The organism is Mucilaginibacter rubeus (assembly GCF_003286415.2).
Taxonomy (GTDB): Bacteria; Bacteroidota; Bacteroidia; order Sphingobacteriales; family Sphingobacteriaceae; genus Mucilaginibacter; species Mucilaginibacter rubeus_A.
Map to the genome: position 1 here is coordinate 3141307 of NZ_CP043450.1, position 15917 is coordinate 3157223.

Consider the following 15917-nt stretch of genomic DNA (forward strand, 5'->3'; position numbering starts at 1 on the left):
CGAATTAGTTCAGTAAAAATCTTAAATTGCATATACCTTCTCAATGTATTGCAATGAAAAATCAACTCCTTTTAATCAAAAGCTTTTTTGGATTGATTGTTGTTTTCTTTACGGCACAGTCCTTCTATTATCACTATCAAAAAAGCGCTGTAACAACAACCTTTATGTATAAAGGCACCGTTAAGCGGGCAATAGTATGCGGCTTTGTGTATAACAGCGCAGATAGTATTCCGGATATCCCGGCATTGAAAGGCTGGGGTAATTACCAATGGAAAATTACAACAGCATCAGATAGCGCGCAATTTTATTTTAACCAGGGCATAAGCATGTATTATGCCTTTCACTCTATCGAAGCGATAGCTTCTTTTATTAAAGCCACACGTTTTGATCCCGACTGTGCAATGGCCTGGTATGGAAAATCGCTGGCCCTGGGCCCAACTATCAATTACCCTAACGGCTATGTTCCACCTGCCGATGCCCTTGACGCAGCCGAAAAAAGTAAAAAGCTAAGCGCCAATTGTACCCCGCTCGAAAAAGAGCTTATTGGCGCCATGCAACAGCGTTATAGTAATGATAGTGCCCTTACTGTACAACGACTAAGAACTAATTATGCCGATGCCATGCGGGCAGTATATTCAAAATATCCCAAAAATGCCGAAGTATTAACGCTATATGCCGATGCCTTGCTACTGCTTCACCCCTGGGACCTCTATACTCATGATTTTAAACCCAAACCATGGACACCGCAAATCCGCTCCCTGTTAGAACAAGGTATAGCCATTTGCCCGAAACATCCCGGGGCTAATCACTTTTATATCCATACCATGGAGGCTTCCGCAACTCCGCAGATGGCTTTAAAAAGTGCTCATTTATTGGATACCCTGATGCCCCTGGTATCGCACCTGACACATATGCCTTCGCATATTTATATCCGCACCGGCAATTATGAGCAGGGCATTACCAATAATACAACAGCTGTTGCTGGTTTTGATACCTATCTGAAACAGTACAGCCCTGTAGCAAACGGGGACGTATTATATAAGATCCACAACATCCATTTAAAAGTAAATTGCGCCCAAATGGCCGGCAATTACCAAACCGCCCGTGCTGCAGCTTACGATGCAAGGGCAGCATTACCACCCTATTATTTAGGCGCTAAGGGTGCCGATGGCAATTTTTTCCAGTATGTTTATATGCAGCCGGTGTTAACAGCTGTCCGCTTTGGTAAATGGGCAGATATTTTAAATACCCAACCTGTTGATTCGCTTGTTTACGCATCGGCATTGCTGCATTTTTCAAAAGGACTGGCATGGTGCAGTAAGGGTAATATTACCAATGCCCGGCATGAACTACAAATGCTGAAACTCAAAATACAAGACCGGTCATTAAAGGCTCCTATAGATAATTTCAGCAGTGCTTATGAATCAGCAGGGGTTGCCAGCCTTATATTACAGGGCAGCATCGCCACCTCCGAAAAAAACTATAGTGCGGCCATTGATATTTTACAAAAAGCCGTTACTGCCGAAGATCACCTGATCTACAATGAACCCCGCGACTGGCCGCTGCCCGCAAGGCATTACCTGGGCAATGCATTATTAAAAGCAGGCAGATATAACGAAGCCATAACTGTACTAAATAAAGACCTGGTAATTAATCCCAACAATGGCTGGGCATTAACCGGCCTTCAGTTAGCCTATCAAAGCACAAGCAACGTAACGGCCTTAAATAAAACAAAAAAGCAATTAAAAACAGCCTGGAAAATAAAGGATGTAGAAATTGACAAACCTGTTTTTTGAACAAAAACACATCGCAGTAACTTCGACCAGTGCGGGGAACAAAGGTTTTAAAATTCCCCTCTTGAGAGGGGGCGCGGAGGGAACGAGTGGTAGCAGGGGTGTGTTTCTGCTACAAGCTTATCAAAGCAGAAACACACCCCTCCACCCCTCTCAAGAGGGGAATCGCTCAATCCCGCGCTTTTCCTTGCTTAAGTCAGCGATCACTTGGCTCCAAGCTTTTGGCTTAGTTAACGACTATGCCCTCTAAGAAGAAAATCGCACTATCTACCCGCTTTTTATCCTTAAGTTGACGGCTATAGTATTAGCTACCATTACCACCATCATTCGATTAAAAATCAACCATTTACAAAATTTATCCACCAATTAGGAAATACTAATATTTTTAGCATTATATTTGTCATTCAAATTCATCAGCAGCATTTAAAGCTATGATTTAAATTAAATGACGTGTAATGCCGGTAGCCAAAAAAGATATCATCAGCCGTTTGCAAAAAGATATTTTGCTTTGGCAGGGCTTTGCGCCAGCTATGGCCGGTAAAGCTAAGGGTATTGGTTTGGGCCCGCTGGAAGCTGCTTTTCCTAATGGTGTTTTCCCTACCGGCACAATACATGAAATGATATGCCCCACTCCCGAACATACCGCGGCTACCGGAGGGTTGATATCCGGTCTGCTTACCCGTTTAATGAAAGAAGGTGGCGTGTGTTTATGGGTGAGCATGCACAGGCAATTATTCCCGGCGGCATTAGCAAGTTACAATGTAGAACCCCACCGGGTAATATTTATTGATGTACAACGCGAAAAAGACCTGCTTTGGGCAATGGAAGAGGCTTTAAAGTGTGAAGGCCTCGCTGCCGTAATAGCAGAAGTAAGGGAGATCAGCTTTGCACAATCGCGGCGTTTGCAGCTGGCAGTTGAAAACAGCAAAGTAACCGGTTTTTTACTGCGTAATGATCCGCGCAAGCTGGGCTCAACAACCTGTGTGGCCCGTTGGCAAATAACGCCCCTGCCAAGCCAAACCCATGATGATTTGCCCGGCATTGGCTTTCCCCGCTGGCAGATTGACCTGCTGCGGGTACGCAATGGCAATCCTGGCAGCTGGAAACTGGAATGGATCGATGGGAATTTTATACCGGTAGAAGAAGAAAAAGCCGCGCAAGTAAATTTACACGAAAGGATAGCCGGATAGTGAGATATGATGAACAAGCGCTTTGTATCCTTATGGTTTCGTCATTTACTGACAGACTGGCTCTCCCTTCGTCGGCCAGAACTTAAAACAGTGCCTTTTGTTTTTGCCTCGCCTGTACGTGGCCGGGTTATGATTACCGCTACCAACGCGTTGGCCGAAGCACAGGGCGTAACCACAGGCATGACCGCAGCTGATGCAAAAGCTATAATAGTTGATCTTCAGGTTATTGATGACATACCCGGCCAGGCCGATAAACTACTCAAGGCTTTGGGCGAATGGTGTATCCGATATTCACCGCTGATAGCTGCCGATCTGCCTGATGGGCTATTGCTTGATATTTCGGGCTGCGCCCATTTATGGGGAGGCGAACGGGAATATTTAAAGGAGGTTGTTACCCGCCTGAGAAGTAAGGGCTATGATGTTCGTGGTGCCATGGCAGATACGCCGGGTGCAGCATGGGCGGTAGCCCGCTTTGGTAAAGTAAAACCAATCATCCTTCCCGGCGAACAAGCAGATGCATTGCTGCCCTTGCCCCCTTCTGCCCTGCGGCTTGAACCTTTGGTTATTGAAAGGCTGCAAAAACTTGGGTTTTATACTATCAAAACCTTTATGGGTATGGGGCGTTCAGTATTGCGCCGACGTTTTGGGCCCGAATTATTGCTGAGGCTTGACCAGGCTTTGGGCAATTCAGATGAGCCCCTGCAATTATTGCATCCCGTTGAACCTTATTCGGAAAGATTACCTTGCCTTGAGCCTATCCGTACGGCCACCGGGATCGAAATAGCCATTAAAACCCTGCTCGAAAAACTTTGTCACCGTTTACAGGGCGAAGGTAAAGGCTTGCGGACAGCAATTTTAAAATGTTACCGGGTGGATGGGCATGTGATCAGTGCTGATATCGGCACCAATCGCGCATCACATCATATTGATCATCTGTTCAAACTGTTCGAGCTTAAGATCCCCACCCTGGAACCGGCATTGGGCATTGAACTTTTCACGCTCGAAGCACCCAAAATTGACGATGTGGAGCCCGAGCAGGAAGTGTTATGGCAATCAGAAAGTTGCGGCCTTGAAGATACAGACCTGGCTGAGTTACTGGATAGGTTAGCCAATAAAATTGGTGCAGGCAGCATTCATCGTTATCTGCCACAGGAACGTTACTGGCCCGAGCGCAGCATCAAACCTGCCATCTCCATTAATGAAAAACCGCAGACCAGCTGGCGAAAAGATCGTCCCCGACCGTCTATTTTACTCCCTCGCCCGCAACCAATAGAGGTAACCTCGCCTATCCCCGATTATCCGCCAATGCTGTTCATCTACAAAAATGAAACGCACCATATTAAAAGATCTGACGGCCCCGAGCGTATAGAACGCGAATGGTGGCTTGACGAGGGTGAGCATCGCGATTACTACCAGGTTGAAGATCAGGATGGCAGGCGGTACTGGCTATTCCGGTCAGGACATTATGCGGGCAGTCAGTCGGGACAATGGTTTATTCACGGATTTTTTGCATAACAGGTTATGAGCTATTCGGAATTACAGGTAACCACCAATTTTAGTTTTTTACGGGGAGGATCGCACCCCGAAGAACTGGTAATGCAGGCAGCAGCGCTGGGCCATACTAAAGTTGCCATTACCGACCGCAATAGCGTAGCCGGCGTTGTACGTGCGCACTTAGCCACCCGGCCGGATGATGTCAATATTAAAATTATTCCAGCTTGCCGTCTTGACCTGCTTGATGGCGCCAGTCTGCTTGCTTATCCAACAGATATGGATGCATGGTCGCGCCTTTCCGGGCTGCTTACCCGGGGAAACCTTCGGGCCGAAAAAGGCCAGTGCCATTTGTACAAGCAAGATGTATATGAATATGCTAAAGGCATCAAGTTCATAGCTGTACCTCCCGAATCGCTAAACAGTCGCTTTGATTTTGACGAAACTTTCAAAACCGATTTAAAAGAGTACCAGGAAGCTTTCGGGCATGAACTTTATCTTGCCGCCTCACGCGCTTATAATATTGATGACGGTAAACGGTTGCACAGGCTGGCACAATCGGGCGTACCCATTGTAGCAACTAATGATGTACATTACCATGAATCAGCCCGCAGGCAGCTTCAGGATGTTGTTACCTGTGTGCGCGAAAAATGTACCATTCATAATGCAGGCTTTAAACTCAATGCCAATGCCGAACGGTATTTGAAAAGCCCGGATGAAATGGAACGCCTGTTTCGTCAATATCCCGATGCCATAACCCGAACTGCCGAAATAGCCGAAGCCTGCCAGTTTTCATTAGATACCCTTAAGTACATTGAACCCGAAGAGCCCAATACCGACGGCCTTACACCGCAACAGCGGTTAACCAAATTCACCTGGCAGGGCGCGCGGCAACGGTACAACAATAATGTGCCTGACAGTATCAAACAACAAATAGAATTTGAGCTTGCCTTTATTGAGCGGAAACGGTTAGCGCCCTATTTTTTACGGGTTTACAGGTATACCCGCAAAGCGGCAGAGTTGGGTATACTTTACCAGGGACGCGGCTCGGCGGCTAACTCTACCGTATGTTATTGTTTAGCTATTACCGCTGTCGATCCTACTCAAACGCAATTACTTTTCTCCCGTTTCATGTCTGATGCGCGTGATGAATGGCCAGATATTGATGTGGATTTTGAGCATGAACGCCGGGAAGAGATCATCCAATGGATTTACAGCGAGTACGGTCGCGACCGATCAGCCATTGTAGCTACCGTTACCCAAGAACGGCATAAGGGCGCTATTCGGGATGTTGGCAAAGCCATGGGCTTATCTGTAGATACCATCAACCGTCTGTCGGGTGCTATCTGGGATTTTTCGGAAGAGGCATTTGACCGGCAGCGGATCATTGATCAGGGGCTTAATCCTGATGATAAGGCCTTGCATAAAGTATTGGTACTTACCGAACAATTGATGGGCTTTCCGCGCCAGTTGGGCCAGCATACAGGCGGCTTTGTTATTACCCAGGGCAAACTATCAGATATATGCCCGGTAATGAATGCCCGAATGGAAGACCGCACCCAACTGGAATGGAATAAGGACGACCTGGAAGCACTTGGCATTCTTAAAGTTGATGTACTTGGCCTGGGTATGCTTACCTGTATCCGTAAAAGTTTTGATCTCATTAAACAACATTATGGCGAAACTTATGATTTAAAGAACGTTCCGCGCGAAGACCCGAAAGTTTACGATATGATTTGTGATGCCGATACGCTGGGCGTTTTCCAGATAGAAAGCCGCGCACAAATGTCAATGCTGCCACGGCTTAAGCCAAGAGAATATTATGACCTGGTGATAGAGGTTGCCATTGTACGCCCTGGTCCTATCCAGGGCGATATGGTTCATCCTTACTTAAGACGTCGCGACGGAATAGAAGAAGAAAGTTATCCCAAAGAAGAATTACGGAAAATACTGGGTCGTACCAAAGGGGTGCCCCTGTTCCAGGAACAGGCCATGGAAATAGCCATGGTAGCGGCCGAGTTTACCGCAGCCGAAGCTGATCAGCTACGCCGGAGCATGGCCACATTCAAAGCTAAAGGTTTGGTAAGCCAGTTTCGTCAAAAACTGGTTGATGGCATGACAAGAAGGGGTTACAAAGAGGATTTTGCCCATCGCATTTTTAAACAGCTGGAGGGTTTTGGTAGTTATGGTTTCCCCGAAAGTCATGCGGCATCATTTGCGCATTTGGTTTATATCTCTTCATGGCTTAAATACCATTACCCTGATGTATTTGCGGCTACCTTGTTAAACAGCCAGCCAATGGGCTTTTATCAGCCGGCCCAAATTGTAATAGATGCCGAAAGGCATGGCGTAGTGGTACGACCTGTAGATATTAACCACTCGTTTTGGGATAACACCCTTGAAGAACAGTACGGCGCATACCGGGCATTGCGCTTAGGTTTCAGGCAGGTTAAGGGCCTTAATGAAAATGATATGCAGGCGCTCATAGCCGGTCGCGGTATAGGATATACCAGTATCAGTCATTTAAGCGATTCCGGAGTACCGCAAACCCAGATTGAAAAACTTACCGATGCCGATGCCTTCAGGTCGTTAAGCCTTGATCGTCGTGCTGCACTGTGGGAAGTACCGGCACTTAGTGATAAACCCATAGGCTTGTTTGCAGGGCAACCATCTGAAAGTACTAAAGAAACCCAGATCAGCTTGCCGTTTATGACCCAGGCCGAGCATGTGGTACAGGATTATGCGGCTACCGGTTTATCCGTTAAGGCACATCCGGTTAGTTTTTTACGCCAGCAGCTTAATATGCTGCAAGTAACCCCGACTGCGCAACTGCCTAATCTTAAAAACGGGGATAAGATAAAAGTTGCCGGTTTGGTAACTGTACGGCAAAGGCCTGGCACTGCCAAGGGCATTTTATTTATCACCATTGAAGATGAAACAGGATTTGCCAACCTGGTTGCCTGGGAAAAGATCTTTGACAAATACCGCAAAGATATTGTCCAATCACGCTTACTCATGGTTGAAGGTGTGTTACAGATTGAGGGCAAGGTGATCCACGTTATTATACGGCGCTGTTTTAATTTATCGAAGCTGTTGAGCACACTTACAACCGTTGGTAATGACGACCAGCCGGTAATGACCTTATCCCGCAGCGACGAAACAACCGCGCCTTATCCGGCAGGATCAAACAAAGGACAGGTTCAGCAAAGCAAGCAAAAAGAGGTATTTCACAAGGGACGAAATTTTAAATAAAAAATTTAAAATGTTTTTGCAGCTGATTCGTCTGCATTAATATACGACGAATAAAAACAGCTGTCGAGATCGTTAAAAACAGTACAGAATAATAAAATAATAATTAGAAACACCAACATGAAAACATATCCAATATCAGCCCATCATACCCAATATTTGTGGGAGGGCATAGACGACTAAAAGAATAATTTGACCGGGTTATTAGCGGCTGGTGCTGTATCTTAGCGCCATGATTGATTACAAACTGGAAGCAGCGAAAGCCGCTTTAACCTTAATAAGCCCCAACCAAACTATAGGTTTAGGAGCCGGAAGCACCATAGCACACCTGGTTAATATGTTGGCTCAAAACCCAGAGCTTGCGGCTTCATTAACATTTACATCATCATCATTTAAAACTACTCAATTATTAAGCAAACACGGGTTATGGATCCAGTCGCCGGCTTTGCTTAGTAAACTTGACACCTATTTTGATGGCTGCGACCAGTTTGACAGTGAACTGAATGCACTGAAAAGCGGCGGCGGTATCCATACTACCGAAAAAGTACTGGCTTCCATGGCACAGGAATTTATTTTGCTGGGCGATGAAGGAAAATTTTCGCCTCAACTTAATGCCACTTATCCGCTTGTTATCGAGATCCTGCCACAGGCCTTACAAATTATATTGGCAAAGCTAAATGCGCTTTTCCCATCTGCTACGCTTACACAGCGTATGAGCACTCAAAAAGATGGCGCGCTGATATCAGACAACGGCAATATGCTTGTAGATGTGCTATTTACCGAATTACCTGAACCTGCCCATTTAAATACGCTTGTAAAAATGATACCGGGTGTTGTGGAGCACTCCTTATTTTACCAGATAGCAGCTAAAGCAATTATTGCGGGAGAGAACGGCATCAAAACCATTTTACCTCAACGATAAACTTAATCGGGATTGTTTAACACTGTAATGCCTTTTATGGTACAAACACCATAATTAAAATGGTTTAAGAGTTGCAGCTGTACATCCCACAAATTAAACTCGTTATGAGGATAGATAGATGAGTTGAAACCAAGCTCAATTTGGTTTACGCGCATGATGGCTATTATCCGGGCGTCAATTTCAGGACGGATATAACCCTGATCGATACCTTTCTTTAAAAGCTTCTCGATGATATTGACCATGAAGCCTGTTTTAAATTTCAGGTATAACATCCAACCTTCATGATGATACTTTTGCAGATCGAACAATACAGCAGGATTTATTCTCGAAAAAATCTCGCCTGTACATTTGGTCAGCTCAACCATCTCATCCATCACATTGCCGGCATCACTGATGATAGCACAAAGCATCGCCTCATCATCTGCAAGCCGCTTTTTCACCAGGGCCGTAACAAGATCATTCTTATCCCTGAAATGCTGATAGATTGTTTTTTTGGAGATGCCCAGATGGCGGGCGATATCATCCATAGTAATACTTTTTATGCCTGCCTTTAGAAAAAGCTCTTCGCTCCCAATTAAAACCCGTTCCTTATCAATCATCACTTTATCCTGTTATCAGCGCATTGATCCCCTTGATGGCATCGATCAGGATCTCCTGGTTCATTTTCTCGTCATGGGTAAGCTGTATCATACTAATCGCTATCAAACCATGAATTATAGCCCAATAGGTATAGTATTTTTTTTGAACTTCCTCGTCACTTGCTTCGTGGGGTAAATAAAGCATCCGTATCACATCCGAAACCATTTCCGGAAAAAGCTTTGCTTCACCAATCTGGTTCTCTACCGGGCAACAGCCGGTTCCAACGGCAAACATCAGCTGATAAAGCTCTTTATAAGTAATTGCAAAACTCCAGTAAGCCAGCCACATGGCTTCCATTTGCTGTGCCGCTCCGGTATGCGCATCTTTGGCTATTTTAACCATGGCAACCAATTTCAGGTGACCAGTACGCGCAAGTTCTACATACAACGCGTCTTTATTTTCAAAATACTCGTAAATGGCGGGGGCGGTGTATTCAATATTATCGGCAAGTTTACGCATACTCAATGAATCGCATCCCTCGCACTTAATCATATCCAACGCTGCGTCCAGTATCCTCCGGCGGGTATCGTCCTTTTGCCTTAATATCCGTTCTTTACTTCCCATGGTTTAACCTTGTAGCTACAAGCATATTATGCTTTAATTTACTCATTAATAAACAATTAATCACAATCAAATTACAATTATGACTATAGGTTTAGCATTGTAACAGGCTTTTATAAATATCAATTAGTCAGCATAGATAATAAATGTTTAAACAACTTCAAAATATGTCAAAATCACCACGACAAAAAAAGAAGCCCGGCGCAAACCGGGCTTCTTGATTAACAGGGGATTAAAACTATTGTTCTATTTCCAGCCGCCACCCAAAGCGCGGTAAAGGTTAACAATTGATTGCAATTCCTGCAAACGATCATTAACACTGCTTAACTGGGCAGCAAGCAAACTTTGTTCGGAAGTTAAAACATCGGTATAGTTTGTAGCCGAACTGTAACGAAGCAGCTCTTTGGTATAATCAACCGATTTTTCGAGCGCCAGCAACTGCTTGGCCCTTGAGCCTTGCTTAGCAACGGCATTTTGATAAGAGAATAACGCGTTGGTTACTTCCTGCCCTGCCGTCAACAATGATTTTTGAAAAGCATAGTAAGCCTCCTGTTGCTGAGCCTGGGCTGTCCTTAAACGGGCCCGGTTTTGACCTTTATTAAAAATAGGCTGGGTAATTCCGCCAACAAAATTGTAAAAGATAGAATGATCGAAGAAATTCTTCAGCTGCAGGGTTGATAAACCGCCCTGACCGGTAATGGTAAGCTGCGGATAAAAGTAAGTACGCGCCAGGTTAGTGTTTTCAAAGGCACTTCTGAACGCGAACTCGGCCTGCTGCACATCCGGGCGATTTTTCAACAGTTGCGACGGGATTCCGGTTTTCAGATCCGCAACCGGTTTCTGGTCGTTCAAGCTTGTACGTTTGATAGTGCCCGGGGCCCTCGCCAGTAAAATGCTCAGTGCATTCTCAGCTTCGCGGATGCTTTGTTTAAGATCAGGGATCGTAACCTCAGCCGCGTAACGGTTAGCTTCGCTTTGTACAACAGCTGCACCGTTTACTACTGCACCCTCTTTCAGGGCTTTTACTGTTTCCACATCCTTTACCCTGATGGTAAGCGTTTGCTCGGTAATAGCCAGTTGCTGGTCAAGCGCCAGCAGGTTATAATAAGCATTGGCGATATCTGCCACCAACTGGGTTTGAACAGCTCTTTTAGCAGCATCGCTTTGCAATAACGAAGCTAATGCAGCCCTTTTAGCGCTGCTTAGCTTACCCCAGATATCGGCTTCCCAACTTGTGCTTAAGGCCGCCTGGTAAGTTGTAGTTTTCAGGTTGAACGAACTGGCAAACTCCGGTGGAAAGTTCAAGCTTGCCGCCGATGTTTTTGCTCTTGTACCGGTTATACTTCCCTCCAGGCTTGGTAAATAGGCCGCCTTGCTTTGGTTAAATGTAGCCTGCGCCTCATTGATGCGCTGTACGGCAGTTTTCAGGTCAAGGTTTTCGCGCAGTCCTTCCTGAATCAGGTTTACCAGTACCGTATCCGAAAACAACTGGTTCATAGGCATATTGGCCATTGATGTAGTATCGGTAATGGTGGTATCCCGATATAGCTTATCGGTATTTACTACCGGTTGCTGGTATTTTTTTGTAACACACGATGCAAATACCGCCGTTGCTGCCAACGTAGCCAATATTTGTCGCTTATATGAATAGATCATTTTGTTGCTTCTTAATTGTTTCTTAAAATTTTTGCTATCAGGCCAGCGTTTCTTCTTCAACTTCTATTTCCTGTTCGGCAGGCGTACCGCTGATACGTTCCTGCAACGACTGGAAAATGATGAACAGCACCGGTATTACAAACACACCGAATATGGTACCGATCAACATCCCCCCTACAGCGCCCGTACCAATCGAACGGTTACCTTCGGCACCTGCACCTGAGGCAAGCATCAACGGAACCAAACCGAGAATGAACGCAAAGGAGGTCATCAAAATAGGTCTTAAACGTGCTACCGAACCGTCAATAGCAGCCTGTACAATGCTCTCGCCGCTGCGCCTGCGCGCTACCGCAAACTCAACAATCAGGATGGCGTTTTTAGCTAACAGACCAATAAGCATGATGAGCGTGATTTGCAGGTAGATATTATTCTCGATCCCGAAGATGCGGGCGAAGATGAACGCGCCGGCCAAACCTATCGGCAACGATAACAATACCGCGAATGGCAGGATATAGCTTTCGTATTGTGCACTTAACAGGAAGTACACGAACACCAAACACAACATAAAAATGAAAATGGTTTGGCTGCCGCTGGCAATCTCCTCCCGTGTTAAGCCCGAAAACTCAAATCCATAACCTGCAGGCAATGTTTTAGCACCTACCTCTTGTATGGCTTTAATGGCATCACCGGTACTAAAGCCCGGTTTTGGCGCGCCTGTTACCGAAATAGAGGTAAACAAGTTAAAGCGGTTGATAGACTCCGGCCCATAAACCCTTTTCAGCGTAACAAACTCCGAAATTGGCGCCATGGTATTATTGGCATTACGCACATACATATTATTCAAACTACCGGTTGTGCCCCTGTATGCGGCATCAGCCTGGATCATTACACGATATTGTTTACCAAACTCGTTAAAGTTAGAAGCATAAACACCGCCGAAATAGCCCTGCAAAACGCTCAATACCGAGTTTACGGTGATACCCGCGTCTTTACATTTAGCCACATTTACATCAACCAAAAACTGCGGGAAGTTAGTATTAAAGAAAGTAGATGCATATTGAATTTCGGGGCGTTGATTTAGCGCACCTAAAAACTTGCCGTTTATTTCGGCAAATTTTACGATGTCGCCGCCTGTTTTGTCCTGTACCTGGAACTCGAAACCACTGCTGTTACCAAAACCCTGCAGCGTTGGAGGGGCGAAAAACAGGATGGTAGCGCCTTTGATCCCGGCCGTCATACCAAAAAGTTTGCCGGTAACACTGTTTACGTCCGATCCTTTGGCCGTACGCTGATCCCAAGGTTTCAGCTTGATCATGATCAAACCGTATGAACCGCCTGCACCACTCAGAATGCCTTGCCCGGCAACCCTGATCACCGATTCAACCTCTGGTAACGACCTTACCATACCAGATACCTTATCGATAACCTCGGTAGTACGCTCTAATGATGCCGCAGGCGGCAAGGATACATCGCCAATGATGAAGCCTTGATCTTCATTAGGCACAAAGCCCGATGGTGTTGTTTTGAGCAAAAACCAGAATATCGCGGCAAAAACCAGGATCCCTGCTATTGAAAGCCATTTTTTAGCCGCCAGAAAACCTACCGATCTTTTATACTTGCGGGTAAGGGAATCAAAGCTGGTGTTAAAAGCACTATAAAATCGCTGTAAAAAACCTGTTTTATGATGCTCACCTTCGGGATGCGGTTTTAATAACAAGGCGCACAAGGCCGGGCTTAGTGTTAAAGCGTTTACTGCAGATATTAATATCGCGATAGCAAGCGTTAAACCAAACTGCTTATAAAACACCCCGGTTGAACCTGTAATGAACGAAACCGGGATAAACACTGCAGCCATTACCAAAGTGATGGATACAATGGCCCCACTGATATCATTCATAGCGCTGATGGTGGCGGCCTTTGCCGATTTAGCACCATGATCAAGCTTGGCGTGCACAGCCTCAACCACCACAATTGCGTCATCCACCACAATACCAATGGCCAGTACCATAGCAAACAGGGTAAGCAGATTGATGGTAAAACCAAACAATTGTAAAAAGAAGAACGTACCCACAATAGCTACCGGCACAGCGATAGCCGGGATCAATGTAGAACGGAAATCCTGAAGAAAAATGAACACTACGATAAATACCAGCACAAAGGCTTCAATAAGTGTATGCACTACCTTCTCTATAGAGGCATCCAAAAAGTCATTGGCGCTGAAAAGGGAGGTATAGCTAATACCCGCCGGAAACGTTTTTGAAGCGGCTTCAATAGTTTGCTCACAGTTTTTAATTAACTCGTGCGCGTTTGAACCTGCAGTTTGGTAAATGGCTATGGCTATGCCCGGTTTACCATTCATGGTAGTAGCATTAGCATAACTTTGCGCGCCAAGCTCTACACGTGCTATATCTTTCAGGCGCAATAATTGCCCCTTGGTTGATGAACGGATTACAATGTTCTCAAACTCGGGCACACTTGTAAGTCGGCCTTTGTACTTTAACACATATTGGAACGACTGGTTATCATTCTCTCCCACTTTACCCGGCGCAGCCTCAATATTTTGCTCGGCAAGAGCGTTGTTCACATCATCGGGCACAAGGCCATAGGTGGCCATTACATCAGGCTTTAACCAAATACGCATGGAATAATCCTGTATACCAAATGACGACGCGTCACCCACACCGTTGATACGCTTAATCTGCGGCAGCAGGTTGATATTGGCATAGTTTTGCAGAAATTTCTCGTCGTAACTTTTGTTATCGCTCGACAGGGAAAACACCATCACCATACTGCTTTGGCGTTTACTGGTAGTAACACCCGCCTTGGTTACTTCGGCAGGAAGTAAGCTGGTAGCTTTTGATACCCTGTTCTGCACGTTTACCGCAGCCAGATCGGGGTCTGTACCCTGTTTAAAATAAACAGTAATGGCAGCACTACCATCGTTACTCGCGGTAGAGGTCATGTAGGTCATGTTTTCCACACCGTTTATCTGCTCCTCAAGCGGAACGATAACGCTTTTCATCACCACCTCGGCATTGGCGCCCTGGTATGATGTTGATACCTGCACCGTTGGCGGCGCTATATCCGGATATTGGGATATGGGCAATGTAGTAAGGCCCAAAATACCCAGTATTACTATGATTACCGATATTACGGTAGATAGTACTGGTCTTTCAATGAATGTACGTAACATATTATTTATGTTGATGCCGGGCTAAACAGCACAGCTATTGCTATAAAATTTATTTTATTCTCCGTAATTAGCCGCTATTTCCTGTGCTTCAGGTTTGATAACCGCGCCATCCTTTAAAGTAGCAGCGCCATCGGTAACAACGGTATCGCCTGCTTTAAGGCCATCGGTAACTACATAGAACTGGCCTGCGGTTAAATCCATAACCTTGATCTCGGTGTTTTTAACCGCGCCTTTTCCATCAACTACATAAACAAAATGCTTTCCTTGCAGCTCGTAAGAGGCTTTCTGTGGTATAAGCACCGCGTTTTTTACAGTTTGTGGAATACGGATAGTAGCACTACCACCACTGCGGATAAGGCCAATCGGGTTAGGGAATGTAGCCCTGTAACTTGCCGATCCGGTTTCGGTATTGATTAAACCACTGATGGTTTCAACCTTACCTTTTTCGGCATAAGTACTGCCATCAGGCAATACAAGTGATACAGGCGGCGTGTTGGCCAGCTTCTCGTTCATGGTGCTGCCTTTAACCGATCTTGAAAAATCGAGCAGCTGCTTTTCATTCAGGGCGAAGTAAGCGTATACCTTGCCAATGTTTGATACCGTTGTTAACGGTTGTGCTGTTGAACCGGTAATGAGGCTACCTAATTTGTAAGGGATAGCTCCTACTACGCCATCAACCGGACTGGTTATAACGGTATAGCCCAAATTGGTTTTGGCATTGGCCAAACTGGCTTTTGCCTGGGCAAGGGCGGCTTTGCGAGCTTTCAAAGTATATTCGGCCGATTCAAGCTCATAGTGGCTGATGATATCTTTTTCAACCAGGGGCTTGGTTTTGTTAACCTGTAACTCGGCCGAGCTTACATCAGCTTCGGCAGTAGCAATGGCAGCATTGGCGGTATTTACTTCCTGCGCATATTGTGGCGCACTGAGCTTAAAAAGCAGCTGGCCTTTTTTTACCACGCTGCCTTCATCGATATAAATCTGGTCGACATAACCATCAACTTTCGGGCGGATCTCAATATTTTGTTGCCCCTGAAGTGTAGCGGGATATTCGCTGTTCAGCGTGGCATCATGTAAACTAATTTTAAAAACCGGGTAACTCTGGGGTGGCTGCGGGCCATCTGCGGCCATTGCAGCACCCTGGTTTTGACCACCGCCGCATGACGACAATAAAATTAAGGCGGCACTAAAGCCGGTTAGCAGTTGAACTGTATTTTTCATAA

At 45.6% G+C, this 15917-nt stretch carries 10 protein-coding genes; 5 read left to right on the top strand and 5 right to left on the bottom strand.

Annotation, left to right across the window (positions count from 1 at the left end):
* Positions 1–53: 53 nt before the first annotated feature.
* The 5 genes from DEO27_RS12415 (at position 54) to rpiA (ending at position 8645) form a co-directional block, all read left to right on the top strand.
* A complete protein-coding gene (locus DEO27_RS12415) occupies positions 54–1796 on the top strand; it encodes a tetratricopeptide repeat protein (RefSeq protein ID WP_112565663.1) in 1743 nt (580 codons plus the stop codon).
* 452 nt (positions 1797–2248) lie between these two features.
* Complete coding sequence (locus DEO27_RS12420; RefSeq protein ID WP_112565660.1) at positions 2249–2983, top strand: ImuA family protein; 735 nt, start codon at positions 2249–2251, stop codon at positions 2981–2983.
* Positions 2984–2989: 6 nt separating this feature from the next.
* Entirely contained in the window at positions 2990–4498 is a 1509-nt protein-coding gene (locus DEO27_RS12425) for a DNA polymerase Y family protein (protein WP_317132985.1), read from the top strand.
* A 6-nt stretch (positions 4499–4504) separates the two neighbouring features.
* The gene (locus DEO27_RS12430) at positions 4505–7726 is read left to right on the top strand and encodes an error-prone DNA polymerase (protein WP_112565654.1); all 3222 of its coding nucleotides are present in this window, start codon (positions 4505–4507) and stop codon (positions 7724–7726) included.
* A gap of 229 nt (positions 7727–7955) precedes the next feature.
* Entirely contained in the window at positions 7956–8645 is a 690-nt protein-coding gene (rpiA, locus tag DEO27_RS12435) for a ribose 5-phosphate isomerase A (protein ID WP_112565651.1), read from the top strand.
* Between the two features lie 2 nt (positions 8646–8647).
* Here rpiA and DEO27_RS12440 read toward each other — a convergent pair whose 3' ends face one another.
* From DEO27_RS12440 to DEO27_RS12460, 5 genes are all read right to left on the bottom strand, one after another.
* On the bottom strand, positions 8648–9244 hold the full coding sequence (locus DEO27_RS12440; protein WP_112565648.1) for a TetR/AcrR family transcriptional regulator: 597 nt from the start codon (positions 9242–9244) through the stop codon (positions 8648–8650).
* 4 nt (positions 9245–9248) lie between these two features.
* Entirely contained in the window at positions 9249–9848 is a 600-nt protein-coding gene (locus DEO27_RS12445; RefSeq protein ID WP_112565646.1) for a TetR/AcrR family transcriptional regulator, read from the bottom strand.
* Between the two features lie 243 nt (positions 9849–10091).
* Positions 10092–11501 carry an efflux transporter outer membrane subunit gene (locus tag DEO27_RS12450; RefSeq protein ID WP_112565642.1) on the bottom strand — a complete coding sequence of 470 codons (1410 nt, stop codon included), beginning with the start codon at positions 11499–11501 and terminating at the stop codon, positions 10092–10094.
* Between the two features lie 37 nt (positions 11502–11538).
* Complete coding sequence (locus DEO27_RS12455) at positions 11539–14694, bottom strand: efflux RND transporter permease subunit (RefSeq protein ID WP_112565639.1); 3156 nt, start codon at positions 14692–14694, stop codon at positions 11539–11541.
* A 54-nt stretch (positions 14695–14748) separates the two neighbouring features.
* On the bottom strand, positions 14749–15915 hold the full coding sequence (locus tag DEO27_RS12460; protein ID WP_112565636.1) for an efflux RND transporter periplasmic adaptor subunit: 1167 nt from the start codon (positions 15913–15915) through the stop codon (positions 14749–14751).
* Positions 15916–15917 lie beyond the last annotated feature (2 nt).